This window comes from Cedecea sp. VD22 (assembly GCF_037150195.1).
Taxonomy (GTDB): domain Bacteria; phylum Pseudomonadota; class Gammaproteobacteria; order Enterobacterales; family Enterobacteriaceae; genus Cedecea.
The window spans coordinates 725326-751677 of the sequence record NZ_JBBCPX010000001.1; the positions used below are offsets into that span (position 1 = coordinate 725326).

A 26352-nucleotide genomic window follows, 5' to 3' on the forward strand; every position below is an offset into this window, starting at 1 on the left:
CAGAGAAATCAATTTCCCCGCACTAAATGAACTTGATAACCATTCTCATTTTGATAGCATAAAACATAGCAAAGGCTATATCTCAGAGGCAGAAGATGACAAGCAGTCGCATTGACAGCAATACCGGACGTACCGCGCGTAAGCTGCGGCTGGCGTTGATGGGGCCAGCGTTTATCGCCGCTATCGGCTACATCGACCCCGGTAACTTCGCGACCAATATCCAGGCCGGGGCGAGTTATGGCTATCAACTGCTGTGGGTGGTGGTGTGGGCAAACCTGATGGCGGCGCTGATTCAGGTACTCTCCGCCAAGCTGGGGATCGCTACCGGCAAGAACCTCGCCGAGCAAATCCGCGATCATTACCCGCGCCCGCTGGTGTGGATTTACTGGGTTCAGGCGGAAATTATTGCCATGGCGACGGACCTCGCGGAGTTTATCGGGGCGGCCATTGGCTTCAAGCTGATTCTGGGCGTCTCTTTGCTCCAGGGAGCGGTGCTGACAGGGATAGCCACTTTCCTGATTTTGATGCTGCAAAGCCGCGGGCAAAAGCCGCTGGAAAAAGTTATCGGCGGGCTGCTGCTGTTTGTGGCGGCGGCCTACATCGTTGAGCTTATTTTTTCCCAGCCGAAGGTAGCTGAGCTGGGCAAAGGGATGCTGATCCCAAGTCTGCCGACGTCCGAGGCGGTCTACCTTGCTGCTGGCGTTCTGGGCGCGACAATCATGCCGCACGTGATTTACCTGCACTCTTCTCTGACTCAGCACCTGCATGCGGGCAACCGGGCAGAGCGCTATTCCGCCACTAAATGGGACGTGGCGATAGCGATGACGATTGCCGGCTTCGTCAACCTGGCGATGATGGCCACCGCCGCAGCGGCGTTTCACTTCACCGGGCATACCGGCGTTGCCGAGCTGGAAGATGCCTATAAAACGCTGGAACCGCTGTTGAGCCATGCCGCAGCCACGATTTTCGGGCTTAGCCTGGTGGCGGCCGGTTTGTCATCCACGGTGGTGGGCACGCTTGCCGGGCAGGTGGTGATGCAGGGGTTTGTCCGTTTTTATATTCCGCTGTGGGTTCGCCGGGCGATTACCATGGCGCCGTCCTTCGTGGTCATCATGATGGGGCTCGACCCAACGCGTATTCTGGTCATGAGCCAGGTGCTGTTGAGCTTCGGGATTGCGCTGGCGCTGGTGCCGCTGCTGGTGTTTACCAGCGACAAAAAGCTGATGGGTGATTTGGTTAACGTGCGCTGGGTTAAGCTGGTTGGCTGGGCGATAGTCGCGGTGGTGGTGGCGCTCAACCTGTGGTTAATTTTTAGTTCGCTGTTTGGCAACTAATCTTGCCAAAGAAAGTGCGAAGGGCTGGATTATCCAGCCCTTTTTTATTTAATGACGGTGTCCGTGGCCTCTGCCGCGATGGTCGTCGCGGTCGTTCCAGCCTTCGCGATAGCCGCGTTCATAGCTATTCCGTCCGCGGTCCCAGCCTCGATCCCAGCCACGGTGGCGATGCCAGCCGCGATCGCGCCATTCATAATTGCGGTGCCAATAATCACGGTCGCGCCATCTGCCGCCGTCCCAGTAATTACCGCGATAATCTTGATCGCCAATCTGTAATTTCACCGACGGCAGCAGGGTGATTTCACCCGCGTTTGCGACCATCGGCGCCGCGGCCAGTAAGGCAAGGGCAAGCATTAGTGACCTGAACATACTTTCTCTCCCTGGTTCTCAGAGCCGTGTTGCGGCTTGTTAACACAATCTTACAAACCGACAACCGGGCTGATGAATTACACAATTCCTAAATCATCGGCCATAGCACTTATTGCACAAGTCACTGGCGTGAACCCGGAGGGAAAGTTAAACGTTTACACTAAGATCGCCTCGATTTCTGCTCGTTCCTGTTCGCTGAAATGGCGCTGGCTTAGCATACCCACGGCGTCCTCTATCTGGCTGGTTTTACTCGCGCCAATAAGCACCGAAGTCACTTTTTCATCGCGGAGTACCCAGGCCAGCGCCATCTGCGACAGCTTTTGCCCGCGTTTCTCCGCCAGCGCGTTGAGCTGCCGTACTTTTGCCAGCTTCTCTGCCGTAATCTGATCGGGGTTCAGGAAACGGCTGCCGCTGGCAGCGCGTGAATCCCCAGGGATGCCGCTCAGATAGCGGTCGGTTAGCTGGCCCCCGGCAAGCGGGGAAAAAGCGATGCTGCCTACGCCTTTTTCCTGCAGCAGATCCAGCAGGCCACCTTCGACCCAGCGCTCAAACAGGGAATAACGCGGCTGGTGGATCAGGCAAGGCGTACCGAGATCGTTCAGGATATCAATAGCTTTCTCCGCCCGATCGGCCGGGTAGTTTGAGATCCCGACATACAGCGCTTTGCCCTGGCGTACCACATGGTCGAGGGCGCGCATGGTCTCCTCCAGCGGCGTGTCAGGATCCGGGCGGTGGTGATAAAAGATATCGACATACTCCAGCCCCATGCGCTTCAGACTCTGGTCGAGACTTGAAATCAGATATTTGCGTGAACCCCAGTCGCCATAAGGCCCGTCCCACATGGTGTAACCTGCTTTGGTGGAGATAATCAGCTCGTCGCGCCAGGCCTGGAAATCTTCCCGCAAAATGCGCCCAAAGTTGGCTTCAGCTGACCCAGGCGGTGGCCCGTAATTATTGGCAAGGTCAAAATGGGTAATGCCCAGATCGAAAGCCTTTCTCAGCAGCTGGCGGCTGGTTTCCAGCAGCGTTTCATCACCAAAATTATGCCAAAGGCCAAGGGAGATGGCGGGCAGTTTCAGGCCGCTGCGGCCGCAGCGACGGTACTCCATAGACGAATAGCGTTCAGGGTTGGGCTGCCAGGTCATTATTGTCATCCTTACAGGTAACAGAGAAATCAGTGTATACGCTTTCACAGCCCAGAATACGCCGTATTTCACTGTAAATTCCACGTGCCACCCCTTAAATCGGATATATTCTCGACACCGATCCCGGTTACTTAATACTCACAGCAAGCCCTCATAGAAGGAAAATCCTATGCGCTACTGTGTGGCAGACTATCTTGTTGACCGGCTTAACGAAGGCGGGATCGAGCACCTCTTCGGCGTCCCCGGTGACTACAACCTTGTTTTCCTGGATCACGTGATTGCGCATCCGAGGCTTGCCTGGGTGGGCTGCGCCAACGAACTCAACGCGGCCTACGCCGCCGACGGGTATGCCCGCTGCAAAGGCGCGGCGGCGCTGCTGACCACGTTTGGCGTGGGCGAACTGAGCGCGCTGAATGGCGTAGCGGGCAGCTATGCCGAACATCTTCCTGTCATTCATATTGTTGGCGCGCCCAATAGCCGCGCCCAGCAGCGTGGTGAACTGCTTCATCACACATTAGGCGACGGGGATTTCCGCCATTTCCTGCGTATTGCCGAAGAAGTTTCCGTGGCACAGGCTTCGCTCACCCCCGCCAATGCCTGCAGCGAAATTGATCGCGTAATTCTTGAAGCGCTCAAGCAGCAGCGCCCCGGTTATCTGTTATTGCCGAGCGATGTGGCGGAGGCGCCAGCAACGCGGCCTTCAAAACGACTAATGGCTTCTGAAACGGTGGCTGAACCGGCAACGCTGGAAGCATTTCGTCATTGTGCGCAGGCAAAAATTGCCGAAAGCCGAAGCGTAGCGCTGCTGGCCGATTTTCTGGCCCTGCGTTATGGGCAGCAAAAAACGCTCCAGCAGTGGATGGCGAGCACGCCCATCCCTCACGCTTCACTGCTGATGGGGAAAGGGTTGTTCGATGAAAGCCAGCCTGGTTTTCTGGGCACCTACAGCGGGGCGGCCAGCCTGCCGCAGGTGAAGCAGGGGATTGAGAGCGCGGAGCTGGTTATCTGCGTGGGTGTGAAGTTTACCGATACCATCACCGCCGGTTTCAGCCAGAAGCTAAGTCAGCAGCAGACAATTGAGGTTCAGCCGGAGGCGGTGCGGGTAGGCGAGCGTTGGTTTAGCGGGATCCCGATGGCGCAGGCCATAGCCATTTTGCAGCCGCTGTGTGCTCAACAGGCTGCGTCCTGGCCGGAGGCCACGCAAAGGCCACCGCAGCTTCCCGTTTGCGACAGCGACCGGCTGGACCAGCACGCTTTCTGGCAAACCCTGCAGGACGCCTTACAGCCCGGCGATATCATTCTGGCCGACCAGGGCACGGCGGCCTTTGGTGCCGCGGCCTTAACGCTGCCCGCAGGTGTGACCTTTATCGTCCAGCCGCTGTGGGGATCGATTGGTTTTACGCTGCCTGCTGCATTTGGCGCACAAACCGCATGGCCGAGCAGGCGTGTGCTTTTGCTGATAGGCGACGGCTCCGCCCAGCTGACTATTCAGGAACTGGGTAGCATGCAGCGTGACGGCCAGAAGCCGGTGGTCATGGTGCTGAATAACGATGGCTACACGGTTGAGCGCGCGATCCATGGCCCGGAACAGCGCTACAACGACATTGCCGCGTGGGACTGGACCCGCCTGCCGCAGGCAATGAACGTGGATAGCCTGGCCGAATGCTGGCGTGTCACGGAAACATCACAGCTTGCTGCCGTGCTGGAAAAGCTGGCCAGCCCGGAGAGGCTGGCGCTGGTGGAAGTGGTGCTTCCTAAGCAGGACATTCCCGAGCTGCTCAGAGCGGTCACCACCTCGCTGGGTAAACGCAACTCGGAAATGGAACATTAATTAGCGGTTTGGCCGCCCGGCCATCATCAACGGTTTACCCGCCAGCAGGAGCCAGGCGGGCAACATCACGATGCACAGCAAGGGCAGGAGTTTGACGTCCGGTATCACGGCCATCGCCATAAACAGGCTCAGCCAACCGTCGCGCGTGACCACCAGCACCATGCCAAGGACGGCGCAGGAGAGGGTAATCGCGGCAGGGACCGCCTCAACGTGCTGGTGCAGCATCATGCCTAACGCCACGCCCACAAACACCGCCGGGAAAATACGCCCGCCCCGGAAACCGCTGGCGGCAGCGATAATCAGCGCGGCCAGCTTCACCACGGCAAACAGCAGCAGCGACGACACGGAGAAATCGGCGATAGCCAGCTGCTGCATCTCATCCAGGCCTTTAAACATTGTCACCTCACCGCCGATTACCCCCAGCAGGCCTAGCAAAAAACCGCCTGCACCGAGTATAAGCACCGGATGTTTGAGCTGGTGCATCAGGCGGTGCAGCCTTGGCAGACACCAGACGCCCACCATGCCCATCGCAATGGCGATAGCCGCGACAACCGCCCCGCTGAACAGGTCTTCAATGTGCATTTCGGGGTAGCTGGCAACCGGCAGTGCAAAGTGCGGCTGAAAGAAAATGCTGGTGGTCAGCGCCCCGGCGGATGCGGCCATCAATGGCGCGAACAGTCTGTCCCACAGCGGGACTTCATTATTTCCGCCCAGGGTTTGCGAAAAGATCAGCGCCGCGGCCACCGGCGTGCCGAATAAAGCGCCGACGGTGCCCGCCGCGGCGAGAATAGTCCAGTCAAGCGGGCTGACCTTCGGCAAAACGCGGGCGCCAAGCGCCACCGCGAGCGCAATATTCACCGCCATAATCGGGTGCTCCGGCCCCAGGCTCACGCCACCGGCAAGGCCAATCACCAGCGCCATCACCAGGCCCGGAATAGCCATCGTTGGCACGGGCGCCCCGATAAGCGGTTCGGTCGCGGGATCGGGCCCGCCGTGGCCAGGCAAATAGCGGATAACCAGCCCAACCGCGACGCCGGTCAGGGTCAAAATAAGCAGTATCCAAAACGGGGACTGGGGATCGTACCCGCGCGCCGCTGGCAGCGTGGCCCACAGATATTCCTGCAGCGCAGCGGCAACCTTCATAACGACAATTAATACCAGGCTGGATAAGACGCCGATAATCAGAGCCGGAATGGAAAGTACCAGCATGGTTCTGGCTCGCGGATGGAGCATAGTCAATCCTTACAATAGGAAGTCGCACGGCGCAAAAACGGAAAGTCTTAAGCCGCATTGCAAATAGAGCTGAAACGGTAAAGCCAGAATGTGACCTGGTTCAACAATCGCGCCGCACCTGGATGATGGTCGTTGTTGTTTCGGCTGGCTAATTTTACAGTGTTGCCAGAACTTATTCTGACTTTAGCGGAGCTGTTTGAGAATGACAAAATATGCTTTGGTGGGAGATGTCGGCGGCACCAATGCACGTCTGGCGCTATGCGATTTGAACACGGGTGATATTTCACAGGCAAAGACTTACTCCGGTCTTGATTTTCCAAGCCTGGAAGCGGTGATTCAGCACTACCTCAAAGAACATAACATCAGCGTGCAGTCAGGTTGCGTGGCGATTGCCTGCCCGATAAACGGGGACTGGGTGGAAATGACCAACCACACCTGGGCATTTTCCACCGCCGAAATGAAGCAAAACCTGGGCTTCGATCATCTGGAAATTATCAACGACTTTACCGGCGTTTCCATGGCCATCCCGGCGCTGAAAAAAGAGCATCTGATTCAGTTCGGCGGTGGCGAGCCTGTGGCAGGCAAACCGGTGGTGGTGTACGGTGCGGGCACCGGGCTGGGCGTTTCTCACCTGGTGCACGTCGACAAACGCTGGATCAGTCTGCCGGGCGAAGGCGGCCACTCAGATTTCGCGGCGAACAGCGAAGAAGAGGGCATTATCCTGGAGCAGCTGCGCAATGAACTTGGGCACGTCTCCAACGAGCGCATTCTCTCCGGGCCAGGTCTGCTGAATCTCTACCGCGCCATCGTTAAGGCCGATGGCCGTGAACCGGAAAACTACCAGCCGAAGGACATCACCGAAAAAGCCGTGGACGATACCTGCACCGACTGCCGCCGCGCGCTGTCGCTGTTCTGCGTGATCCTGGGGCGTTTCGGCGGCAACCTTGCGCTGAACATGAGTACGTTTGGCGGCGTGTATATCGCCGGCGGTATCGTGCCGCGCTTCCTGGAGTTCTTTAAGGCTTCGGGCTTCCGCGGCGGGTTTGAAGACAAAGGCCGCTTCAAAGCGTTCGTGAAGGATATTCCCGTTTATCTCATCGTGCACGATCAGCCTGGGCTGCTGGGCGCCGGGGCTCACCTGCGTCAGACGCTGGGCCACGTCCTGTAATACCGCGCGGGCGCACTGCGATTGCGCCCGCCAGTTTCCCTTCTCTACAGGCGCATTAGCTGCCGGAACTCTTTCACCTTACTGCGGCTCACCGGCACCTGAAAATCGAGATCTCGCAGGCGAAGAATATAGGTATTGTTAAACCACGGCTCTATTTCACGGATTTTGCTCAGGTTCACCACATAAGAGCGGTGGCAGCGGAAGAAATGGCTCTCCGGCAGGCGGCTGCAGAATTCGGTGATGTTCATCGGCATGACGTAAGACTCACGGCGCGTATAGACGAAGGTCATCTTCTCGTGAGCTTCCGCGTAGTAAATATCGTTGATGTCGGTGACGATAATTCGCTCGTCTTTGATCAGGTTAATCGTCGTGGCGTCGCGGTTTTCATGGCTGGCGGCAGGCTGAGAGGTTTGCTGCTGATAAGCCACCTCGAGTTTTTGCAGCATGCCAATAATGCGTGACTCCTGATACGGCTTCAGAATGTAGTCAAACGCTTCCAGCTCAAAAGCTTCCACCGCATGCTCTTTCCAGGCGGTAATAAACACGATGAACGGCCTGTGGGCAAATTTGCTGATGTTCTGCGCCAGCAGCACGCCGTCCAGCGACGGAATATTGATGTCAAGGAAAATGGCGTCCACTTCATGATGCTGCAAATACTTCAGCACATCCATACCATCGTCGAAAGAGGCGGCAATCTCCATGTCGCTGTGGTTTTTGATGAGCCAGCTCAGCTCCTGCTGCGCCAGAAACTCATCCTCTACGATAATGACCTTCATGCTTCTCTCCCTTCCAGTGGGCGCGGCGCGGCGGTGGGGACATAGCGCGGCACGTAAAAGGCGATTTCGGTCCCCGGCTCCAGGCGGCGGATGATCAGCCCTTCGCCGTAGAGCAACTGCACTCGGTGATGCACGTTCAGCAGGCCAATTTTATTCCCCGGCATTTCGTTATTCTCCACGCGCTCGACCACTTTAGGATCGATCCCGTGGCCGGTATCGCGCACGGCAATGCGCACCCGGTTGCCGCTCTCTTCAATGCTTATCGTCACCACACCCTTACCTTTACAGGGCTGAATGCCGTGCACAATGGCATTTTCCACCAGAGGCTGGATAAGCAGGCTGGGAATGCGGCAGTTGACCTCTTCATCAATGTTATAAATCACCGTCAGCTTGTCGCCAAAGCGCGCCTGCTCAATGGCAATGTAATCCTTGATTTGATACAGCTCCTTGCGGATATCAATCTGCTCGTCGTCGTTCAGCTCGATGTTATAGCGCAGGTAGCGTGACAGGTTGACGATAAGCTGGCGGGCAGTGTCCGGGTTCATACGGATTGAGGAGGATATCGCATTCAGCGCATTGAACAGGAAATGCGGGTTTATCTTGCTTTGCAGCGCCCGGAGTTCGGCTTTGTTGGCCATTTCGCGCAGCTGCTCCGCGCGGGAAACCTCAAGCTGGGTAGAAATAATCTGCGACAGGCCAACCGCCATTTCCTGCAGCGTGGAGGTGATCTGGTGGGCATGGCGGTAATAGATTTTCAGGGTGCCGGTCACCACGCCTTTTTCCCACAGCGGGATGATGATTAAGGAGTGAATTTCCGGCGTTCGCCAGGCTTCGTCATCGTTGCGAATGATGATGCGCCCCTCTTTCAGTGCCTGACGGGTGCGCGGGCTGAAAGCCTGGTCGTTCTCGTGATAGTTATTTTCCCCCAGCCCGACGTAGGCCAGCACTTTTTCGGTATCGGTAATGGCCACCGCATCCGCATCGATATCGTGGCGAATAATCTGGCAAACCTGGCGTAGCGACTCGCTGTTAACCTTGCGGAACAGCGGCAGCGTTTTGTTGGCGATATCCAGCGCTAGCTTGGCCTGGCGGGCGGCGCTGGCCTCTTTCTCGCCCTCGACGCTTTGCACCAGCAGGATAATAAAGCCGATTGACACCGAGCCGAGGATCATCGGCACGCCGATTTTGGACACGATATCAAGGCCCAGCGCGGTGCTTGGCGCCCAGAGCACCACCAGAATCATGGTCATCGTTTCACAGAGCATGCCGCCGATGATACCGACTCGCCAGTGCTTCTCTTTCGGCACTTTGCGGTTGATCCAGCCGGACATTATCCCGGCCAGGATGCTGGTGATAAAGCAGGGGATAGCGGTGATGCCGCCGATATCAATCAGGTAGCGGTGTGTCCCGGCGATAAGCCCGGTAATAATCCCCACCCAGGGGCCAAACAGGATCCCACCGGACATCACCGCGATAATACGCACGTTGACCAGCGAGCCTTCAACCGGCACGCCTGACCAGGTACTGAACAACGCAAACATTGAGAAAATAGCGGTGACCGCCAGCAGCTCTTTAGGCGTATGGGCGCTTTTGTGCAGCAATTCGCGGAACAGACGAATTCGAATCAGGAAGAAAAGGCAAATAAGCATCAGCGCCGCGCGATCGAACACCGCCAGCAGCATAGTAAAAATTTCGTGCACGGGTCACTCGCGTGGCTCAGAGGGGAAGCGCCAATGATAAGGAAATTTGGCGGGGGTTTCCAGTTGAGGACACCCCTCACCCCGACCCTCTCCCCTGGGGGGCGAGGGCGAAAATACCAGGTCACAACAGCATGCAGTCTACTCCCTCCCCGCAAAGGGGCAGGGGGAAAATAGGTGACGAGGAACATGGTTGATTGCCTCTCCCTTCCAGGGAGAGGGCCTGGGTGAGGATCATTACTTCCCGCCAAGCTGTTCCCGCCCAGCAGGCGTCAAATCCTGCGTGGTCGCACGACCAGCAAAATCCACCTCAAAATCATCGGCGGCGAAATCCGGCGGCGTTTTACCCTCAACAAATGCGTCCCACTGGCGCGGCAGGTACCCGGCATTCTTCTCGCACCACGGCGCGGCGGCGATGTACATCACGTTGCTATCGAACTCACCGAGGTGCTCGTTCTCTACGGCATGAATCACATCGCAGTGCCAGAAAACGGTATCGCCCGGCTCCATATCGGGAATTGAGGAAATCCCAGTCAGTAAAAGGGGATGCCACTCTTTGTTAATGGATAATGCTCTGCCTGGCTTAGCTTCGCACAACGATTCCTCTGGTACATCGTCCTGCAGCGCCCGCAGCAGGATCCAGGCCATGGCATTCGCCACCGGCAGCAAATTCAGCGTGCCGCCGTGTTTGCGCTGGGGCGTGAGCGCCGTCCAGCCCTGGAAAGTACGGAACATCGAACAGACCGCAGGGGACGGGAACTCCCTTACTTCCGTTCTGCCTTCGGCGGCAAACGGATCGTAATCTTTCCAGTTACCGGAAAATACGTGGCGGTAAACGTGGCGGAAGTTTTCGTCCAGCCAGCGCTCAACCGATCCGCCGTCAACGTGCGGAGAAAGCCCCAGCGAGCTTGAGCGGGGCGGGCGACGGCGAGTGCGATCCGCGTAAGAAACGACGCGATTTGGATCGAAGTGTTGCCTGCCGTGGCTTTCCGTTTGCCACAGATTATTGAGGAACACCTGCACCGCTTTCATACGCTCATGCTGGCGGGCTTCGGTTTGTGGTTTAGACCAGTAAATGCCGTAAATCTGCGGCTTACTGTCGGCAAGCGTGCCGAAATAGTTGTCTTCCGCCGCATTTTTCAGGCGTTCGACAAAATGATTTCGTGCCAGATAATTGCCGATCTCTTCATTCCAGCCACGAGCTTGTTCCTGCGGGAAAACGCCCCGGATCGTGCAGCAGCCGCGCTGGCGAATCAGCGCTTTTTGTTGCTCGCTCACGTGGCCCTGAAGAATGTCGTCGGCGTCGAGCTGCGGAACAGGGTTCTCGCCGCGCGCCATTTCTTCGCGGATCGTTTCGATTTGCTGGCGAATATTGGCTTCAAGTTCGGTAAACGCCGATTGATAGTGGGGCAGATCGCGGCGCAGCTTTTGTTTTATCTCGCGGATAGCTTTTGGCAGATCGTTAATGTCCAGGTGCATAGGTGACGCCCTCTTTCAGAAAATAAGTTACTGAGTTGTTGCTACCTGGTTAATGTATGCCTGAATTATTAAATGAAATAGTGATGTGTTTCATTCGAAACTTCCCGTTTTGTGCCGCGGAAAAAATATTTTCATTTCCCCCTCGACAGGCGATTTTTATTCAGGCTATTTTCAAAACAGGCCACATCACGTGGCAGCGTCGCTCGGACGGTCCGGGCGCTCACGTTACTCTGAGGAATTTATGGCTGACTCCAGTCCAAAACGTCGTTTTTCGCGTATCGATCGCTTACCCCCTTACGTTTTTAACATCACTGCCGAGCTGAAAATGGCTGCGCGACGCCGCGGCGAAGACATTATTGATTTCAGCATGGGCAACCCGGACGGGGCGACGCCGCCGCACATCGTCGAGAAACTTTGCACCGTGGCCCAGCGTGAAGACACGCACGGGTATTCCACTTCGCGAGGCATTCCTCGTCTGCGCCGCGCCATTTCTCGCTGGTACAAAGATCGCTACGACGTGGATATCGACCCGGAAAGCGAAGCCATTGTGACCATTGGCTCGAAGGAGGGGCTGGCGCACCTGATGCTGGCGACGCTGGATCACGGGGATACCGTGCTGGTGCCGAACCCAAGCTACCCGATTCATATTTACGGGGCGGTGATCGCCGGGGCGCAGGTTCGCTCCGTGCCGCTGGTGGAAGGCGTGGACTTCTTTGCCGAGCTGGAGAGGGCGATTCGCGAAAGTTACCCGAAACCGAAGATGATGATCCTCGGCTTTCCGTCTAACCCAACCGCCCAGTGCGTGGAGCTGGCGTTTTTCGAGAAGGTTGTTGCCCTGGCGAAGCAGTACGACGTGCTGGTGATTCATGATCTGGCCTACGCCGATATTGTCTATGACGGCTGGAAAGCGCCTTCCATTATGGAAGTGCCCGGCGCGCGCGACGTGGCCGTTGAGTTCTTCACGCTGTCAAAAAGCTACAACATGGCGGGCTGGCGGATCGGCTTTATGGTCGGTAACCAGGAACTGGTCAGCGCGCTGGCGCGTATCAAGAGCTACCACGATTACGGCACCTTTACGCCGCTGCAGGTAGCGGCGATTGCTGCCCTTGAAGGCGATCAGCAGTGCGTGCGTGATATCGCAGAGCAATACAAACGCCGTCGGGACGTACTGGTAAAAGGGTTACATGAAGCGGGCTGGATGGTGGAATGCCCGAAAGCGTCCATGTACGTCTGGGCAAAAATTCCTGAACATTACGCGGCGATGGGTTCGCTGGAGTTCGCCAAAAAGCTGCTGCAGGAAGCGAAAGTTTGCGTTTCACCGGGGATTGGCTTCGGCGACTACGGTGACACTCACGTTCGCTTCGCGCTGATTGAAAACCGGGATCGTATCCGTCAGGCCGTGCGCGGTATTAAGGCGATGTTCAGGGCTGACGGGCTGCTGCCACCGCTGCCGAAAAACGCGGCGGAAAACGCCGAATAATGAAACGAAAACAGGAGCCCTTTGGCTCCTGTTCTTTTTGCGCTGCTGTTTGTGAAGGCTTATTCAACCATCAGGAAGAAGGTGCCGGCCCACAACACAACAATCACAGAAATACCCATCAGAAAATATTTCACTTCACATCGCTCCGCGCTGACGCGCATCTCAACAGGTACATAATAAGCTGAAGCCGCAAACTGCTTTTAGGGTGCCGCTTCATCTGGTATTCGGAGGTAAAACCTTACCCGGACGGCGCTAATGTACTCCCAAATTAAAAATGAAAACAAGTGTCTCAAAATTGTGACAGTTGTCTGTTTTTTGAACTTTAATTAGGTGTGGGTGCTCCCTTATTTACTTCATTAAAAACATTAAGATATATCGCATTTTTAGTGATATTTTAGGTCTAAAAATAAGTATTTTTGCTTACGCTAAATTTTATTAATTTTTTTCGCTGAACAGGGGGGAAAGATGATCGTTTCAAAAGAAAATGCGGAACACTATTTGTGGGGAACAGACTGTGATGGATGGCATCTGTTAAAAGATCCTGCTTTGAGCGTGATTCATGAACGTATGCCGCCGGGGCGGACGGAACAAAGGCACTACCATTCCGTGGCGCAGCAATTCTTTTTTGTGTTAACCGGGGCATTGACGATGGAGCTGGAAGGAGAGCGCTACGTTGTGCCCGCGGGGAAGGGGATCCCGATTCCGCCGCAGGCAAAACATCAGGCTCGCAATGATTCCGATAACGAGGTTGAATTTCTTGTTATCTCGCAGCCAACGACCCGAGGCGACAGGGTGAATTTGCCAGTAACGGATTAATCGCGCTTTTCAGAGTTTGGATGCAATTCAGGCGGCGGTTAAGCAGGTATCTTTATACTCTCAGCAAATCGCCAGGGCGAACTTATTCCCCTTAATGAAAACGACCATGACAACGACCGAAACTGCTTCATCTGGCTCGCCGCAAACAACCTCCGTCCGCCTGCTGTTCGCGGCGCTTATGCTCGTCATGCTGCTTGCCGCGCTGGATCAAACCATCGTTTCTACGGCTTTGCCGACTATCGTGGGTGAACTGGGCGGCCTGGACAGGCTTTCCTGGGTTGTCACTGCGTATCTACTGGCTTCCACTATAGTCGTGCCGCTCTACGGCAAGTTTGGCGACCTGCTCGGGCGCAAAGTTGTATTGCAAACGGCGATTGTGGTCTTTCTTCTTGGCTCCGCGCTGTGCGGCCTCGCGCAAAACATGACGCAGCTTATTTTAATGCGCGCGCTGCAGGGACTGGGCGGCGGCGGGCTGCTGGTGGTCACCATGGCGGCGGTGGGCGACGTGATCCCGCCCGCCGAACGCGGTAAATATCAGGGGCTTTTTGGCGGTGTTTTCGGCCTGGCGACGGTCATTGGCCCGCTGATTGGCGGTTTTCTGGTTGAACATTTTTCCTGGCGTTGGATTTTCTATATCAACCTGCCGCTGGGGATTTTTGCCCTGCTGGTTATCGGCGCGGTGCTGAAATCCCAGACGGCGCGAATTAGGCATCAAATTGATTTTCTTGGCGCGGGCTACCTGACAATTTCTCTGACCTGCCTGATTTTATTCACCAGCGAAGGCGGCACGGTCATGGCGTGGACTGATCCGCAGCTGTGGTGCATCTTTGCGTTCTTTGTCGTGGCGCTCATTGGCTTTATTTATGAAGAGCGACTGGCGATTGAGCCGATGATCCCGCTGCACCTGTTCCGCAACCGTACTTTTTTATTGAGCTGCCTGATTGGGTTTATTATCGGCATGTCGCTGTTTGGCTCGATGACCTTTTTGCCCCTTTATCTGCAGGTGGTAAAGTTCTCAACGCCGTCCCAGGCGGGGATGCAAATGCTGCCGCTGATGGGTGGACTTATCCTGACCTCAATCATCAGCGGGCGCATCATCAGTAAAATAGGCCGCTACCGCATTTTTCCCATTATCGGAACGCTGTTAAGTTTTATCGCGATGGCGCTGCTCGGTACGCTAAAGCTGGAGACGCCGCTGACCACGCTTTATCTGTACGTTGGTCTTTTAGGGCTGGGACTCGGCATGGTGATGCAGGTATTGGTGCTGGCCGTGCAGAACAGCGTGGAAATAAAACTTATTGGGGTAGCGACCTCAAGCGCGACGCTGTTTCGCTCCATCGGTGGTTCAATTGGCGTGGCTGCGTTTGGCGCGGTTTTTACCTCCGTGCTGCGCAGTAATCTTGAGACGCTGATCCCGGAGGGGACTCAATTGCCGCGCCAGCCTGGCGCGCAGGCGGTACACGAACTGCCCGTGGCGATCCGTAACGATTATCTGCAGGCTTTTGGCTCAGCGATTCATTCCGTGTTTATAATTTCGGCTGGCGTTGTGGTGCTGGGCTTTGTCCTCGCGCTGCTGATGAAAAATGAGCCGCTGCGTAAAGGCTGACTATGAAAAAAAACATCGATTTAAACAGTGATTTAGGTGAAAGCTTCGGGCAGTGGACAATGGGGGATGATGCCGCGATCCTGCAAATTGTCAGCAGTGTCAACGTGGCCTGTGGTTTTCACGCCGGATCGCCTGCGGGCATGCTCGAAACACTTCGCGCCGCAAAAGCTCAGGGCGTTGCCGTGGGCGCGCACGTGGCGTATCCGGATCTCGTCGGGTTTGGCCGGCGCAATATGGATATTGCCAGCGACGAACTGACGGCGGACGTCATTTACCAGATTGGCGCGCTACAGGGGCTGGCACAGGCAGTGGGAACGCGCGTCCGGTATGTGAAACCGCATGGGGCGCTGTATAACACCATCGCGCATGACAAGCGCCAGGCCGAAGCGGTGCTGGATGCCATTCTGGCGTTTGACGCCTCCTTGCCGCTGGTGGTGCTGGCGGGCTCGCCCCTGCTGGCATGGGCGCAGCAAAAAGGGGTGGCGACCGTCAGCGAAGCCTTTGCCGACCGGGCCTATCACGCTGATGGTTCTCTGGTGTCAAGACGTGAACCTGGTGCCGTGTTACACGATGCCGGGCAGGTTGCCGCACGTATGCTGCAGCTGATTACTGAGGGTGGCGTGGAGTCAATCGAAGGCGCATTTACCCCCATCCAGGCCGACTCCATTTGTGTGCACGGCGATAGCGCGGGGGCGCTTGCTATGGCGCAGGCAATCCGCAATCTGTTTATTTCTCAGGAAATAGAGGTACAGGCTTTTGCCAGATAAACGCGTTTTGCGCTGCAGGCGGAGTGCGGGGTGACCGGCTCTCCGCGAACAGTGTGGCTGGCGTTTTTTCCTCCTCTGAAATTGCTTTCATTCGCTCTTCTTTTGCTTTTTGTTATTAACAATACAATAACATTATATCTAACAAAATTGTGACAAAGCACAATATACATATAACTTAATATGTTTTATAAAATGTAGCCATTGCCTGCAACTATGCCCCCTAAAGAGAAAGACATATGGAACAGACATCTGCTACAAAAAGTATCGATTCCCAGCCGGAGAAGGGCCAGCAGTTCAACCGCTCCATCGGCCTGGTGTCTAACTTTGCGCTCGGTTTTACCTACCTCTCGCCGTTGACCGCCGTGTATTCCCTGTTTGCGCTGGCGATAACCCTCGCCGGGCCGCCAGCCATCTGGTGGATCCTGATTGCCGCCTGCGGGCAGCTGCTGGTTGCCCTGGTGTTTGGCGAGGTGGCTTCGCAGTATCCCATCACCGGCGGGCTATATCCGTGGGCCAGAAGGCTGTGGGGGAAGAAATACGCCTGGATTGCCGCGTGGATTTACCTCTGGGCGCTGGTGGTGACCATTACGTCTATCGTGGAATACACCTCCACCTTCGTCGCCTCGCTTTTCCATTACGGCGATACGCCAATTGCGATGCTGCTCACTTCCGTGGTGCTGCTCACCATCATGATGGGCGTCAACATGTCCGGGACGAAAAACCTGGCGAGGGTCGCCCGCTTCGGCTTCTGGTGCGAAATTATCAGCGTGATTGCGCTCGGCATTTACCTGCTGATTTTCCACCGCAATCAGCCTTTCTCCGTGGTGTTTGACGCCATGGGCGCGCTGGCAAAAGACGGCAGCTACGGCACGGCCTTTATGTCGGCGTCGCTGATGGGGCTGTTTATGTTCTTCGGCTTCGAAGCCTGCGGCAACGTGGCGGAAGAGGTGAAAAACCCGGGGCGTAAGATCCCGGTGGCGATGATCCTCAGTATCGTTTTCGGCGCGATCTCTGCGGTGATCTCCATTCTGGGTTACCTGCTGTCATCCCCGGACCTGATGAACATTGTGAACGGCAAAATAGCCGATCCGATCCCGGCGATTCTGAACGATGCGCTGGGCGAGAAGGGCGCCACGCTGTTTATCGTGATTGCCATTGTGGCGATGCTCTCCTGCATCCTTTCGCTTCAGGCCGCGCTGAGCCGCCTGATCTTCTCGTTCTCCCGCGACAAAATGCTGCCGGGCAGCGAGTGGATGGCGAAGATCTCGAAGCATAGCGTGCCGGACAACGCGATGTTGGTGAGCTGCCTGCTGCCGATGGTGATTTGCGTCTGGGTCTACTTCCAGCCGGATAACCTTGCTCGCATCACCGCGTTTGCCGTGATAGGGATATACGTCTCCTTCCAGATGGTGATTCTGGCCGCGCTGCGCCAGCGCCTTAAGGGCTGGAAGCCTGCGGGAGAATGGACGCTGGGGGCATGGGGCACGCTGGTGAATGTGCTGGCGCTGGCCTACGGTATCGGCGGGATCTGGCTGTTGGCCCAGCCTGCGGACAGCGCAACCTTTATTGACCGCTGGACGGTGCTGATTGGCCTGGCGTTGGTCATCGGCTCGGGGCTGGTTTACATGACGATTGCCAGACCGTTCGGCCATTCTGATGCGCCTGAAAATGACGCCATTGAATACGCCAAACGGCTAAATCTTTCCCGCGAGTATTAATCCAAAGGGCCTTATGGCCCTTTTTTTGTATGCATTTATCCACAATATTAAAGGGTCTTATGACCCTTTTTTAATCAGCTCATATAACGTGCAGTATTCTGTGTTATAGACTTCAACTGCCTCAGCGGTATTCAGTAATTCACCCACGCGGTATTTAGGATAAGTAGAGAAAATAATCCGCTTATCTAAATTAGTCAGCATAACTCTGTGGTTATTGAACAGCGGAAGTAATTCTTCCTCTACTTCGCTGACCAGCACATCAATTGCCGCCACGCCAATAAAACGCTGGTGCAAATAAATCGGCATCGCAGAGGTTAAGGTATAAGACGTATTACAAACGTAATCGACATAAGGGCCGTGAATATACGCCTGGCCGTTTTCCTGAGCATCTTTAAACCACTCAAAGGTCCTGAAATCCAGCCGCTGCTGGGTGGCCTGATCCAGGTCGAGATTCACCTTTTTCACGCCGTCGGCCTTTTTGTACCACCACTCCAGCAGCCAGTACTCTTTCTCTTCCGTGCTGCCTGCAATGTGGCTGGCAAAGCCAGAGCCTGAGCAATAAGGCGTTTCGTTCAGCGTCTCTTTGATATGTTCCTGGATGGCTCGCTTTACCGCGGGATCCAGCAGCAATTTATGATCGCCGCCGTGAAACGCTGCCAGCGTGGACTCAACCTGCCCGGCAAGCGCAATGGTTGCCTGGATGGTGGTGGTAAGGATGTCGTCAATCTTACGGGTAAAAGGGATGAGGCTTGCAGGTACATTCATGGCGATGCCCGTGTTGTTGTGTCAGTTTTATTTATATTTTAATTTGCTTTCAATGAGATAGAAGGTGAAGGTGTCGATGAGTTGCGTGGCTAATCGCACCGCCTCCTGCTCGTGATGGGTTTCTAGCGCGGCGATCAATTCGGTATAAACATCAATCACTTCCCGATGAATGGCTTCATCACGGTAAAGAATGGCCACCAGTGAAGCCCATTCGGCCTGCAGCAGCAGTTCCTGGTTGGCAAGCCTTGCGGACTGAGAACTGGCGGAAAGTGCCAGCAGGCAGCGCATATCTGCCTGAGTTTTTAGCTCCGGCGTGCTGGCCGATTTCAGCGCCTCAACAAACTCCCGTAGCCGGGTGATATCCGCGCTGGTCATGCGTCTGGAGGCCAGTTTGGCGCTGTGGCTAATTATGGCGCAATGCATTTCGCCGAGGTCAGAAATATAGTCTGAGCTGATGGTCTTAAAAGGGTGGAGCGGCGTCTGAAATTCGCCGCTATTTTCGCAAACAAAGCTGCCGCCATTTCGCCCACGAACGGTGTGGATTAAATTATTCGCCCGCAGAGTATTTAAGGCTTCGCGTATTGTTATGTGGGAAACGCCCATCATTTTGGCAAGGTCGGCTTCATTAGGAAGCTGCTCATTTGCCTCAAGCAAACCAGTAATAATTGCATTTGAAAGCCGCTGCACAATTTGATCGGATCGACTTGCCTGTCCTATAGGTGCGAATATTACTGCGTGAGTAATCATAGTGCTCTCTGATTAAAATTCCCTGAATCAACGGTTATTGATAGCACAGCCCGGGCCTTTAAGAAAGGCATCGACAGGCTACCAGAAACGGCGGTTTTCACCGCTTGCCCGGCATCGCAATGTAAAAATATTGTTAAATTGTGGGGTTGATCATGTTGCTATCAAGCGCAGATTGAAAAGTCGCCACTCAAAAGATATTACATAATATTGTTTATGTTTAATCTGAGGAAAAGGCGATGCAAACCCTAAAGCATTTTATCAACGGGCACTATGTGGCGGGCCAGCCAGCCACATTGTTTGACCTGGTCAGCCCGGTCAACGGCGAGGTTTATGCGCAATCCCCTGACGGCGGCGCGGAAGAAGTTAACCAGGCTTACGCGGCGGCAAAAGCGGCGTTCGCGGTATGGAAACATTCCCTGCCGTCCGAGCGGCAGCGTGCCTTGCTGAAACTTGCCGATGAAATTGAACGTAATGCCGCGCGGATTGTGGAGGTGCAAAGTCAGGAAACGGGGCAGCTTAAACACTTTATCGAGCGCGATGAAATCGCGGCGTCCTGCGACGCTATCCGCTTTTTTGCCGGGGCGGCCCGTTGCCTTGAGGGGAAAGCTTCCGGGGAATATGCCGCCGGGTTTACCTCAACCATTCGCCGTGAACCGCTGGGGATTGTCGGGCAGGTGACGCCGTGGAACTACCCATTCATGATGGCCGTTTGGAAAATCGCTCCGGCGCTTGCGGCGGGCAACACCGTGGTGCTGAAACCGAGCGATACGACGCCTATCAGCACGCTGATTCTGGCCGAAATTGCGGCACCTTTGTTCCCACAGGGCGCATTCAACGTGGTGCTGGGCAAAGCGGGGACGGGCTCGCTGGTGGTATCCAACCCGGAAGCCTCGTTGGTGTCGATTACCGGTTCCGTTCGCGCCGGGCTGCAGGTTGCCGCCTCTGCTGCCGCCAACCTGACCAAAGCGCATCTCGAATTAGGCGGCAAGGCACCGGTGGTGGTGTTTGCCGATGCGGACATGAACAAAGCGGTCGAGGTGATTACCGCCGCCGGTTTCTCTAATGCCGGGCAGGATTGCACCGCTGCCACGCGTATCATCGTTGAAGCCTCCGCCTACGACGCTTTCCTTGAAAAGCTGATTCAGAAAACCAAATCAATCACCTTCGGCGAGCCGGACGATCGCGAGGCTTTGTATGGCGCCCTCAACAGCCGCAACCAGCTGGAGCAGGTGACGGGCTTTATTGAACGGCTGCCTGCCCATGCAAAAATTGAAACCGGCGGCAAAAAGGGCGCGGGCCCCGGCTACTACTTTGAGCCGACGATCATTTCCGGGCTGAAGCAGCGCGATGAGGCCATCCAGCATGAAGTTTTTGGCCCGGTGATGACTATCCAGTCTTTCAGCAGCGAAGAAGAGGCGCTCAGCAGAGCCAACGACGTGGAATACGGCCTGGCGGCAAGCGTCTGGACCAGCAGCCACAGCCGGGCGCAGCGCTTTAGCACCCGTCTCGATTTCGGCACCGTGTGGATCAACAACCATATCCCGCTGTGCGCGGAAATGCCCCATGGCGGATTTAAAAAGTCTGGCTACGGCAAAGACCTTTCGTCTTACTCCCTCGACGAATACACCCGCCTCAAACACATTATGTGCGATATCACTGAATAAGGATCCCTGCGATGAAAAGAGTTAATGCTGTTGCGCTGTCGCTGTTTTTCTTTTCAACCCTGGCGCTGGCCGAAAGCGCTCCGCTTTCCGTCGTGAAAAATTATATGGCTGCGTGGAATGCCCACCAGGCCGGGCAGGCGGCCCAGTATCTTGCCAGCGATATGGTTTATTACGACGCCGCCGTCGGCACACCGGTTGAAGGGAAAGAGAAAGCCGAGAAAGAGGTGATTGGCGCGTTTATTAAAGCGGTGCCGGACCTGCACTGGCAGATGACCAGCGAGCCGGTTTATAACCACGACACTATCGCTTTCCGCTGGACGTTCACCGGCACCAACAGCGGCGAGTGGGGCGGCAGCCCGGCAACCAACAACCCGATCAAGTTTGAAGGCGTGAGCTTTATCAAAGTCAGCCACGACAAAATTACCTGGCAGGGCGATTACTACGACTCGAAGAAACTCGACGAAGAGCTCAAACCTCGGCAATAGCCCGCAGCACGCCGCTTACTGGTCGTTACCCGCGGCCGCACCGGCAACCCGTTACCAGAAAAGACACTATAGTTAACAGGCTTATCGCGTAGCGAAGCGGCAGGGAGTTTGTTATCATTTGGTTAACAATATGTCTATACCCTAAATAATTCGAGTTGCATGAAGGCACCAAGGCCGTGAATCCTCAGGCGCATAGATAACTATGTGACTGAGGTGAGCGGATGCAGGTCACGCACATGCAACTTGAAGTATGACGGGTATAAAGGACTGATAAAAAAGGTTATCTATGTCTATTACCCGACGTGACTTTCTTAACGGGATGGCAATTGCAATTGTCTCTGGTTTAACGCCTCTGGAACTGGTGAGGGCAAACGGCAAAGCACCCGGCAGCGCCGTGATAAATGCAGATTACTACCCGCCGGGGCTAACTGGTCTGCGCGGCAACCACCCTGGCTCGTTCGAAATGGCGCACGCCCTTGGGCGCGAGCACGAAAAATTCGACTTCGGTAAGCTGCCGGTAGAAGAAGAGTACGACCTGGTGGTGGTTGGAGGCGGGATCAGCGGCCTGGCGGCAGCCTGCTTCTGGCGCGAAAAAATGGGGAAGAAGGCCAAAATCCTGATCCTCGACAACCATGACGACTTCGGCGGGCACGCCAAGCGCAACCAGTTCAACGTCGGCGGCAAAACGCTGCTGGGCTACGGCGGCAGCGAATCATTCCAGTCGCCGAACAGCAACTTCAGCCCGGTGGTTCACGGCCTGATGGATTCCCTGGGCGTCAGCATCACGCGAATGAAAAGCAGCTTTGACGCTACTTTCTACCCGGACCAGAACCTGAGCCGCGGCGTGTTCTTCGACAAAAAGAACTTCGGTGAAACCAAAATCGTCAGCGGCGACCCGGGTCGCGCGGTGTCGGACGATATTCCGCCAGACAGGCTCAATGGCCGCAGCATCGAAGCCTTTATCAATGACTTCCCGCTGAGCGAGGCAGACCGCAAGGCGCTGCTGGATCTGCACGTCAACCCTGCCGATTACCTGCCGGGCATGACGGTCGAGCAGAAAAGTGAATGGCTGGATGTCCACAGCTATCATGAGTTCCTCGAGCAGAAAGTCGGCTTAAGCAAAATGGCGCTGATGTACTTCCAGCAGCGTACCAACGACTTTTTTGCCATCGGGATTGAAGGCGTGAGCTGCAGCGACGCGCGCGCCTGTGCGCTGCCGGGCATGGAGGCAATGGGGTTGCCGCCGCTGGATGGCGAAGCGCTGGCCGACCTTGAAGAGCCGTACACCTACCACTTCCCGGACGGCAACGCCGGGCTGACGCGCCTGATGGTGCGAAAACTGATTCCTGACGCGCTGCCGGGCAGTACGATGGAAGATTCCGTCACCGCAAGGCTGCACTACGAGCTGCTGGACAGGCCGGAAAACGGTACCCGCATTCGGCTCAACAGCAGCGTGATTAACGCCGCCAATGCCGATAACGGCGTGGTGGTGAGCTATATCAACAATCAGAGCGGCAAGCTGCGCCGCGTGAAGAGCCGCAACGCCATTATGGCGGGCTACAACATGATGATCCCGTACATCGTGCCGGAGGCACCGGAGCAGCAGAAAGAAGATCTGCGCCTCAACGTCAAAGCGCCGCTGGTCTACACCAACGTGGTGGTCAACAACTGGCGTGCTTTCAAAAACACCGGCGTGCATGAATTCTATTCCCCGGCAGCGCCGTACAGCCGCGTGAAGCTTGATTACCCGGTCAGCATGGGCGACTACCATCACCCGCAAACGCCGGACGACCCGATGTGTATCCACATGGTGTATGTGCCGACTTATCCGGGCAGCAACATGTCTCCGCGCGAGCAGTTCCGCCGGGGCCGTGCATTCCTGCTGGGATCTACCTTTGAAGCCCACGAGCAGATGATCCGCTCTCAGCTGCAGGAGATGCTGGGCCACACCGGCTTTGACCACGAACGCGATATTGCGGCCATCACGGTCAACCGCTGGGCGCACGGCTATGCCTACTATGCTAACGCCCTGAGCGATGACATGGAGAAAATGCCGGAACTTATCAACCGTGCCCGCCAGCCGATAGGCCGCATCACGATTGCTAACTCTGACTCAGACTGGAGCGCTTACGCCCACGCGGCTATCGACCAGGCATGGCGTGCGGTCAACGAACTTGTGGCGATGGGGTAACCAGGAAATGAAAGGTATTTTAGCGGCTATCTCGATCCTCTTTTCTGCCAGCGGCTACGCTGCCGTATCGCAAGGTGAGTATGTGGCGCGCGCGTCAGACTGCGTCGCCTGCCACACCGTAGACGGCGGCCAGCCGATGGCCGGAGGCAAAAAGTTTTCTACGCCGGTGGGGGATATCTACTCCACCAACATCACGCCGGACAAAACCCACGGCATTGGCGATTACAGCTACGAAGATTTCGAGAAGGCGGTTCGCCAGGGGATAGCCAAAGATGGCCACGCCCTTTACCCGGCGATGCCTTATCCTTCCTACGCCAAAATGACCGATGAAGACGTGAAGGCGCTGTACGACTACTTTATGAAGGACGTTGCCCCGGCGGCGATCGCCAATAAAGAGAATGATATTCCGCTGCTGCTGTCGGCCCGCTGGCCGCTGCGCGTGTGGAACGGCCTGTTCGTGGATGACGTGAAATCCGGCGGCGTGGTGGTTGAGGCCCGCGGCGATAACGCGGAGAAAATTAAACGTGGGGCTTATCTGGTGCAGGGGCCGGGCCACTGCGGCGCCTGCCATACTCCACGCGGCATGGCGATGCAGGAGAAAGGCTACGATGATTCCAGCCCGGAATTCCTGAGCGGGGCGATGATCGACGGCTGGTATGCGCCTTCCCTGCGCGGCATGAATATGTCCACCCAGGAAGTGAAAGACTTGCTGAGCAAAGGCCGCAGCCAGCATCACGCTATTGCCGGGCCAATGGGGGAAGTGGTCACCCAAAGTACCCAGTACCTGACGGATGCCGACCTGGAAGCTATCGCGCTGTATATCGCCAACTTCAAGCCGCAAAAAACAGCCGCCACGCCGGTGAATGCTGCCGTGGTTTCTCAGCCGTCCGACGGTAAAACCCTCTACATGCGCTACTGCTCAACCTGCCACAGCCCGGACGGGAAGGGGACTGACTTTAACGTGCCGTCGTTGGTGGGCAACTCGGCGGTGATGGCGAAAGATCCGTCCTCGCTTATCCGCGTGATCGCCGACGGGGCGCACACGCCGCAAACCCAGGGCACTATTCCGTTCATGATGCCCGGCTATAAAGGCGTGCTGTCGGACAAAGAGATGACCGATGTGGTGAACTACGTGCGTGGTTCCTGGGGTAACGGTGCGCCTGCGGCAACCGAAGCTGAGGTGAAGAAGATAACCGGCGAGGGCAAATAGTTCAGCCAGATAAGTTTAAACAGGGGCCTTGATGGCCCCTCTTTTTCGGGGTTAGATTCGCCTGGCCTCGTGAAATTCGCTATCATCCGGCTCCACTCTCCAGCCGGGCAGCCCAATGTCTACGATTATTGATACGTTTATTGCCCCGCCTTGTTTTGATGAGATAGAAATTCTTTATCAGGACGAGCATCTGGCGTTGATCAATAAACCTTCCGGCTTGCTCAGCCTTTCAGGGAAAAACCCGCAGAATCTTGACTCGGTGCATCATCGGCTGGTGAAGATATTCCCCGGCTGCACGCTGGTGCATCGCCTGGATTTCGGCACCTCCGGGCTGATGGTGATTGCGCTGAATAAGGCGATCAATGCGTTGCTCTGCCAGCAGTTCAGCCAGCGTTCTGTTGCCAAGGTGTATACCGCGCTGCTGTGCGGGCATCTTGAAAAAGAGGAAGGAATGATCGACGCGGCGATTGCCAAAGATCCGGCGCTGTTTCCACTGATGTCGATTTGCGCCGTCAGCGGCAAACCTGCTCGCTCGCGTTACACGGTGATTGAGCGGATTTATCGGGAACTTGAAAATGGTGCTCGGCTGCCGTTAACGAGGGTACAGCTTGCGCCTGAAACCGGGCGGACCCACCAGCTGCGCATCCATGCGCAATATCTTGGCCACCCGATTCTGGGCTGCGATCTGTATGGCGGGCTGGCGTTGCCGTGCACCGAACGAGCGCCTCGGCTGATGCTGCATGCCAGCGAACTGCATTTTGTTCACCCCGTCAGCGGCGAACCGGTGGCGGCCAGGTGCGACAGCCCGTTCTGACGGGGAAACGTGTTGTGGCAGACATTACTCGTTGCCCCACTGATTCAGAAACTCAGCGATTTCGTCAATGCGCTGTTCGGCAAGGCCAGCCTCAACGGCCATCTCACCCTGCGCTTCCTCGCTGATTTCCTCGTTATTCATTAAGCGGGTAATCAGCAGCTGGAAATAGTGCGCCACGGCATCACGCTCATCCTCGGCAACGGGCTTTGCCGCTTCCGTCGAGTACTCGTCCGCGATGTCGTAATATTTCAGGTCGATTTCGTTGTTCATGGTTATCTCTGGGTTGGTTAGCCTGGCCCGGATGATAACACTGTTCAGCGGGCAAAAGGGATCAGTGAGTTTCTTCCACACGCAGCGCTTCCTGCACCGCTGGCCGCGCGTTTATCGCCGTCATATAACGGGTAATAGCGGGCCACTGGTTAAGGTCGATTGATAACATTTTGCCCCAGCTCAGGACGGTATAAAGATAGGCATCAGCCACGCTAAAAGTAGAGCCGGTCAGGTACACAGTTTTCGAGAGCGCATCCTGAACAAAATCGAGCCGCTTGAAGAATTTTTCACGGAAGATGGTTTTAACCTCTTCCGGCAGCGAGGCGTTGAACAGCGGGGCAGACGCGGTATGAAGTTCGCTGGTGATGAAGTTCAGCCATTCCTGCAATCTCACCCGCGCCCAGCTTCCTGCCAGAGGCGCTAGCCCTTTTTCCGGCTGGAGATCGGCCAGGTATTGCACGATAGCCGTGCCTTCCGTCAGGATCTCCCCGTTGTCCAGCTCCAGCGCGGCAACATAGCCTTTGGGCGTGACGGTGAAAAAGTCTCGCCCGTCGGCGGTGAGTTTAGTTTTGTTATCCACTTTGATGAGTTCGAATTCCAGCTCTAATTCACGCAGGATAATGTGAGGCGAGAGCGAACAAGCTTTTGGGGCGTAATACAGTTTCATGGCATCTCCAAAAATGGGGAAACAGGTGTACAGTGCGCGACCCGGCACCTGGATGCACTATGATTTAGCCCGGAATCTCTGTAAAATTAATCATTCATTAAATAACTATTAGTTGAGCTA

The 26352-nt window shown here is 55.9% G+C and carries 24 protein-coding genes; 13 read left to right on the top strand and 11 right to left on the bottom strand.

Annotated elements, in window-relative coordinates:
- The first annotated feature begins 77 nt into the window (after window positions 1–77).
- Window positions 78–1334 (top strand): Nramp family divalent metal transporter, encoded by a 1257-nt coding sequence (locus tag WFK85_RS03490; RefSeq protein WP_336707006.1) that lies wholly within the window; start codon window positions 78–80, stop codon window positions 1332–1334.
- 48 nt (window positions 1335–1382) lie between these two features.
- Here the strand turns inward: WFK85_RS03490 and WFK85_RS03495 are convergent, their stop codons facing one another.
- Both WFK85_RS03495 and mgrA read right to left on the bottom strand, forming a co-directional pair.
- Window positions 1383–1703, bottom strand: coding sequence for a DUF2502 domain-containing protein (locus WFK85_RS03495; RefSeq protein ID WP_008459618.1), 321 nt, complete (start codon window positions 1701–1703; stop codon window positions 1383–1385).
- Window positions 1704–1858: 155 nt separating this feature from the next.
- Window positions 1859–2848 (bottom strand): L-glyceraldehyde 3-phosphate reductase, encoded by a 990-nt coding sequence (mgrA, locus tag WFK85_RS03500; protein ID WP_336706835.1) that lies wholly within the window; start codon window positions 2846–2848, stop codon window positions 1859–1861.
- A gap of 169 nt (window positions 2849–3017) precedes the next feature.
- Here mgrA and WFK85_RS03505 point away from each other — a divergent pair, with 169 nt between their 5' ends.
- Window positions 3018–4679, top strand: a complete 1662-nt coding sequence (locus WFK85_RS03505; protein WP_336706837.1) for an alpha-keto acid decarboxylase family protein — start codon at window positions 3018–3020, stop codon at window positions 4677–4679.
- On the opposite strand, the gene WFK85_RS03510 is transcribed toward WFK85_RS03505, so the two are convergent.
- On the bottom strand, window positions 4680–5912 hold the full coding sequence (locus WFK85_RS03510; RefSeq protein ID WP_336706839.1) for an ion channel protein: 1233 nt from the start codon (window positions 5910–5912) through the stop codon (window positions 4680–4682). It abuts the gene before it with no gap.
- Window positions 5913–6114: 202 nt separating this feature from the next.
- Between WFK85_RS03510 and glk the strand changes: the two genes are divergently transcribed.
- Window positions 6115–7080 (top strand): glucokinase, encoded by a 966-nt coding sequence (glk, locus tag WFK85_RS03515; protein ID WP_008459625.1) that lies wholly within the window; start codon window positions 6115–6117, stop codon window positions 7078–7080.
- Between the two features lie 44 nt (window positions 7081–7124).
- Here glk and WFK85_RS03520 read toward each other — a convergent pair whose 3' ends face one another.
- The 3 genes from WFK85_RS03520 to WFK85_RS03530 all read right to left on the bottom strand — a co-directional run bounded on the left by WFK85_RS03520 (window position 7125) and on the right by WFK85_RS03530 (window position 11032).
- Entirely contained in the window at window positions 7125–7856 is a 732-nt protein-coding gene (locus tag WFK85_RS03520; RefSeq protein ID WP_336706841.1) for a LytR/AlgR family response regulator transcription factor, read from the bottom strand.
- Window positions 7853–9556 carry a sensor histidine kinase gene (locus tag WFK85_RS03525; protein WP_034809573.1) on the bottom strand — a complete coding sequence of 568 codons (1704 nt, stop codon included), beginning with the start codon at window positions 9554–9556 and terminating at the stop codon, window positions 7853–7855. Before WFK85_RS03525 ends, WFK85_RS03520 begins: the two co-directional genes overlap by 4 nt.
- Before the next feature lie 234 nt (window positions 9557–9790).
- Window positions 9791–11032 carry a DUF1479 domain-containing protein gene (locus tag WFK85_RS03530; RefSeq protein WP_336706842.1) on the bottom strand — a complete coding sequence of 414 codons (1242 nt, stop codon included), beginning with the start codon at window positions 11030–11032 and terminating at the stop codon, window positions 9791–9793.
- A gap of 241 nt (window positions 11033–11273) precedes the next feature.
- Here WFK85_RS03530 and alaC point away from each other — a divergent pair, with 241 nt between their 5' ends.
- The gene (alaC, locus tag WFK85_RS03535) at window positions 11274–12512 is read left to right on the top strand and encodes an alanine transaminase (RefSeq protein ID WP_008459632.1); all 1239 of its coding nucleotides are present in this window, start codon (window positions 11274–11276) and stop codon (window positions 12510–12512) included.
- 59 nt (window positions 12513–12571) lie between these two features.
- Here alaC and ypdK read toward each other — a convergent pair whose 3' ends face one another.
- Window positions 12572–12673, bottom strand: a complete 102-nt coding sequence (gene ypdK / locus WFK85_RS23600; RefSeq protein ID WP_034809579.1) for a membrane protein YpdK — start codon at window positions 12671–12673, stop codon at window positions 12572–12574.
- 304 nt (window positions 12674–12977) lie between these two features.
- On the opposite strand from ypdK, the gene WFK85_RS03540 reads away from it, so the two are divergent.
- The 4 genes from WFK85_RS03540 (at window position 12978) to WFK85_RS03555 (ending at window position 17419) form a co-directional block, all read left to right on the top strand.
- Complete coding sequence (locus WFK85_RS03540) at window positions 12978–13328, top strand: cupin domain-containing protein (protein WP_008459634.1); 351 nt, start codon at window positions 12978–12980, stop codon at window positions 13326–13328.
- A 106-nt stretch (window positions 13329–13434) separates the two neighbouring features.
- Window positions 13435–14934, top strand: a complete 1500-nt coding sequence (locus WFK85_RS03545; protein ID WP_336706844.1) for an MDR family MFS transporter — start codon at window positions 13435–13437, stop codon at window positions 14932–14934.
- Window positions 14935–14936: 2 nt separating this feature from the next.
- The gene (locus WFK85_RS03550) at window positions 14937–15701 is read left to right on the top strand and encodes a LamB/YcsF family protein (protein ID WP_336706846.1); all 765 of its coding nucleotides are present in this window, start codon (window positions 14937–14939) and stop codon (window positions 15699–15701) included.
- 236 nt (window positions 15702–15937) lie between these two features.
- A complete protein-coding gene (locus WFK85_RS03555; protein WP_336706848.1) occupies window positions 15938–17419 on the top strand; it encodes an APC family permease in 1482 nt (493 codons plus the stop codon).
- A gap of 57 nt (window positions 17420–17476) precedes the next feature.
- Here the strand turns inward: WFK85_RS03555 and WFK85_RS03560 are convergent, their stop codons facing one another.
- Together WFK85_RS03560 and WFK85_RS03565 are read right to left on the bottom strand one after the other, a co-directional pair.
- On the bottom strand, window positions 17477–18184 hold the full coding sequence (locus tag WFK85_RS03560) for a cache domain-containing protein (protein ID WP_336706850.1): 708 nt from the start codon (window positions 18182–18184) through the stop codon (window positions 17477–17479).
- Window positions 18185–18211: 27 nt separating this feature from the next.
- Window positions 18212–18931, bottom strand: coding sequence for a FadR/GntR family transcriptional regulator (locus WFK85_RS03565; RefSeq protein ID WP_312739053.1), 720 nt, complete (start codon window positions 18929–18931; stop codon window positions 18212–18214).
- 236 nt (window positions 18932–19167) lie between these two features.
- On the opposite strand from WFK85_RS03565, the gene WFK85_RS03570 reads away from it, so the two are divergent.
- From WFK85_RS03570 to WFK85_RS03590, 5 genes are all read left to right on the top strand, one after another.
- Window positions 19168–20595 (top strand): aminobutyraldehyde dehydrogenase, encoded by a 1428-nt coding sequence (locus WFK85_RS03570; protein WP_166990794.1) that lies wholly within the window; start codon window positions 19168–19170, stop codon window positions 20593–20595.
- Window positions 20596–20606: 11 nt separating this feature from the next.
- A complete protein-coding gene (locus WFK85_RS03575; protein ID WP_336706854.1) occupies window positions 20607–21080 on the top strand; it encodes an ester cyclase in 474 nt (157 codons plus the stop codon).
- Between the two features lie 286 nt (window positions 21081–21366).
- The gene (locus tag WFK85_RS03580; protein WP_166990797.1) at window positions 21367–23271 is read left to right on the top strand and encodes an NAD(P)-binding protein; all 1905 of its coding nucleotides are present in this window, start codon (window positions 21367–21369) and stop codon (window positions 23269–23271) included.
- 7 nt (window positions 23272–23278) lie between these two features.
- Window positions 23279–24481: a c-type cytochrome gene (locus WFK85_RS03585; RefSeq protein ID WP_166990800.1), complete on the top strand. Its 1203-nt coding sequence runs from the start codon at window positions 23279–23281 to the stop codon at window positions 24479–24481.
- Window positions 24482–24596: 115 nt separating this feature from the next.
- The gene (locus WFK85_RS03590; RefSeq protein WP_166990803.1) at window positions 24597–25295 is read left to right on the top strand and encodes a pseudouridine synthase; all 699 of its coding nucleotides are present in this window, start codon (window positions 24597–24599) and stop codon (window positions 25293–25295) included.
- A gap of 24 nt (window positions 25296–25319) precedes the next feature.
- On the opposite strand, the gene WFK85_RS03595 is transcribed toward WFK85_RS03590, so the two are convergent.
- Window positions 25320–25565 carry a DUF2543 family protein gene (locus tag WFK85_RS03595; protein WP_008459646.1) on the bottom strand — a complete coding sequence of 82 codons (246 nt, stop codon included), beginning with the start codon at window positions 25563–25565 and terminating at the stop codon, window positions 25320–25322.
- Between the two features lie 61 nt (window positions 25566–25626).
- Window positions 25627–26232, bottom strand: coding sequence for a glutathione transferase GstA (gene gstA / locus WFK85_RS03600; protein ID WP_166990805.1), 606 nt, complete (start codon window positions 26230–26232; stop codon window positions 25627–25629).
- Window positions 26233–26352: the final 120 nt, after the last annotated feature.

Coding starts and splice junctions, on each gene's coding strand:
- WFK85_RS03495 (WP_008459618.1), bottom strand. CDS start 1,703: ATGTTCAGGTCACTAATGCTTGCCCTTGCCTTACTGGCCGCGGCGCCG.
- mgrA (WP_336706835.1), bottom strand. CDS start 2,848: ATGACCTGGCAGCCCAACCCTGAACGCTATTCGTCTATGGAGTACCGT.
- WFK85_RS03505 (WP_336706837.1), top strand. CDS start 3,018: ATGCGCTACTGTGTGGCAGACTATCTTGTTGACCGGCTTAACGAAGGC.
- WFK85_RS03510 (WP_336706839.1), bottom strand. CDS start 5,912: ATGCTCCATCCGCGAGCCAGAACCATGCTGGTACTTTCCATTCCGGCT.
- glk (WP_008459625.1), top strand. CDS start 6,115: ATGACAAAATATGCTTTGGTGGGAGATGTCGGCGGCACCAATGCACGT.
- WFK85_RS03520 (WP_336706841.1), bottom strand. CDS start 7,856: ATGAAGGTCATTATCGTAGAGGATGAGTTTCTGGCGCAGCAGGAGCTG.
- WFK85_RS03530 (WP_336706842.1), bottom strand. CDS start 11,032: ATGCACCTGGACATTAACGATCTGCCAAAAGCTATCCGCGAGATAAAA.
- alaC (WP_008459632.1), top strand. CDS start 11,274: ATGGCTGACTCCAGTCCAAAACGTCGTTTTTCGCGTATCGATCGCTTA.
- ypdK (WP_034809579.1), bottom strand. CDS start 12,673: ATGCGCGTCAGCGCGGAGCGATGTGAAGTGAAATATTTTCTGATGGGT.
- WFK85_RS03540 (WP_008459634.1), top strand. CDS start 12,978: ATGATCGTTTCAAAAGAAAATGCGGAACACTATTTGTGGGGAACAGAC.
- WFK85_RS03545 (WP_336706844.1), top strand. CDS start 13,435: ATGACAACGACCGAAACTGCTTCATCTGGCTCGCCGCAAACAACCTCC.
- WFK85_RS03550 (WP_336706846.1), top strand. CDS start 14,937: ATGAAAAAAAACATCGATTTAAACAGTGATTTAGGTGAAAGCTTCGGG.
- WFK85_RS03555 (WP_336706848.1), top strand. CDS start 15,938: ATGGAACAGACATCTGCTACAAAAAGTATCGATTCCCAGCCGGAGAAG.
- WFK85_RS03560 (WP_336706850.1), bottom strand. CDS start 18,184: ATGAATGTACCTGCAAGCCTCATCCCTTTTACCCGTAAGATTGACGAC.
- WFK85_RS03565 (WP_312739053.1), bottom strand. CDS start 18,931: ATGATTACTCACGCAGTAATATTCGCACCTATAGGACAGGCAAGTCGA.
- WFK85_RS03570 (WP_166990794.1), top strand. CDS start 19,168: ATGCAAACCCTAAAGCATTTTATCAACGGGCACTATGTGGCGGGCCAG.
- WFK85_RS03575 (WP_336706854.1), top strand. CDS start 20,607: ATGAAAAGAGTTAATGCTGTTGCGCTGTCGCTGTTTTTCTTTTCAACC.
- WFK85_RS03580 (WP_166990797.1), top strand. CDS start 21,367: ATGTCTATTACCCGACGTGACTTTCTTAACGGGATGGCAATTGCAATT.
- WFK85_RS03585 (WP_166990800.1), top strand. CDS start 23,279: ATGAAAGGTATTTTAGCGGCTATCTCGATCCTCTTTTCTGCCAGCGGC.
- WFK85_RS03590 (WP_166990803.1), top strand. CDS start 24,597: ATGTCTACGATTATTGATACGTTTATTGCCCCGCCTTGTTTTGATGAG.
- WFK85_RS03595 (WP_008459646.1), bottom strand. CDS start 25,565: ATGAACAACGAAATCGACCTGAAATATTACGACATCGCGGACGAGTAC.
- gstA (WP_166990805.1), bottom strand. CDS start 26,232: ATGAAACTGTATTACGCCCCAAAAGCTTGTTCGCTCTCGCCTCACATT.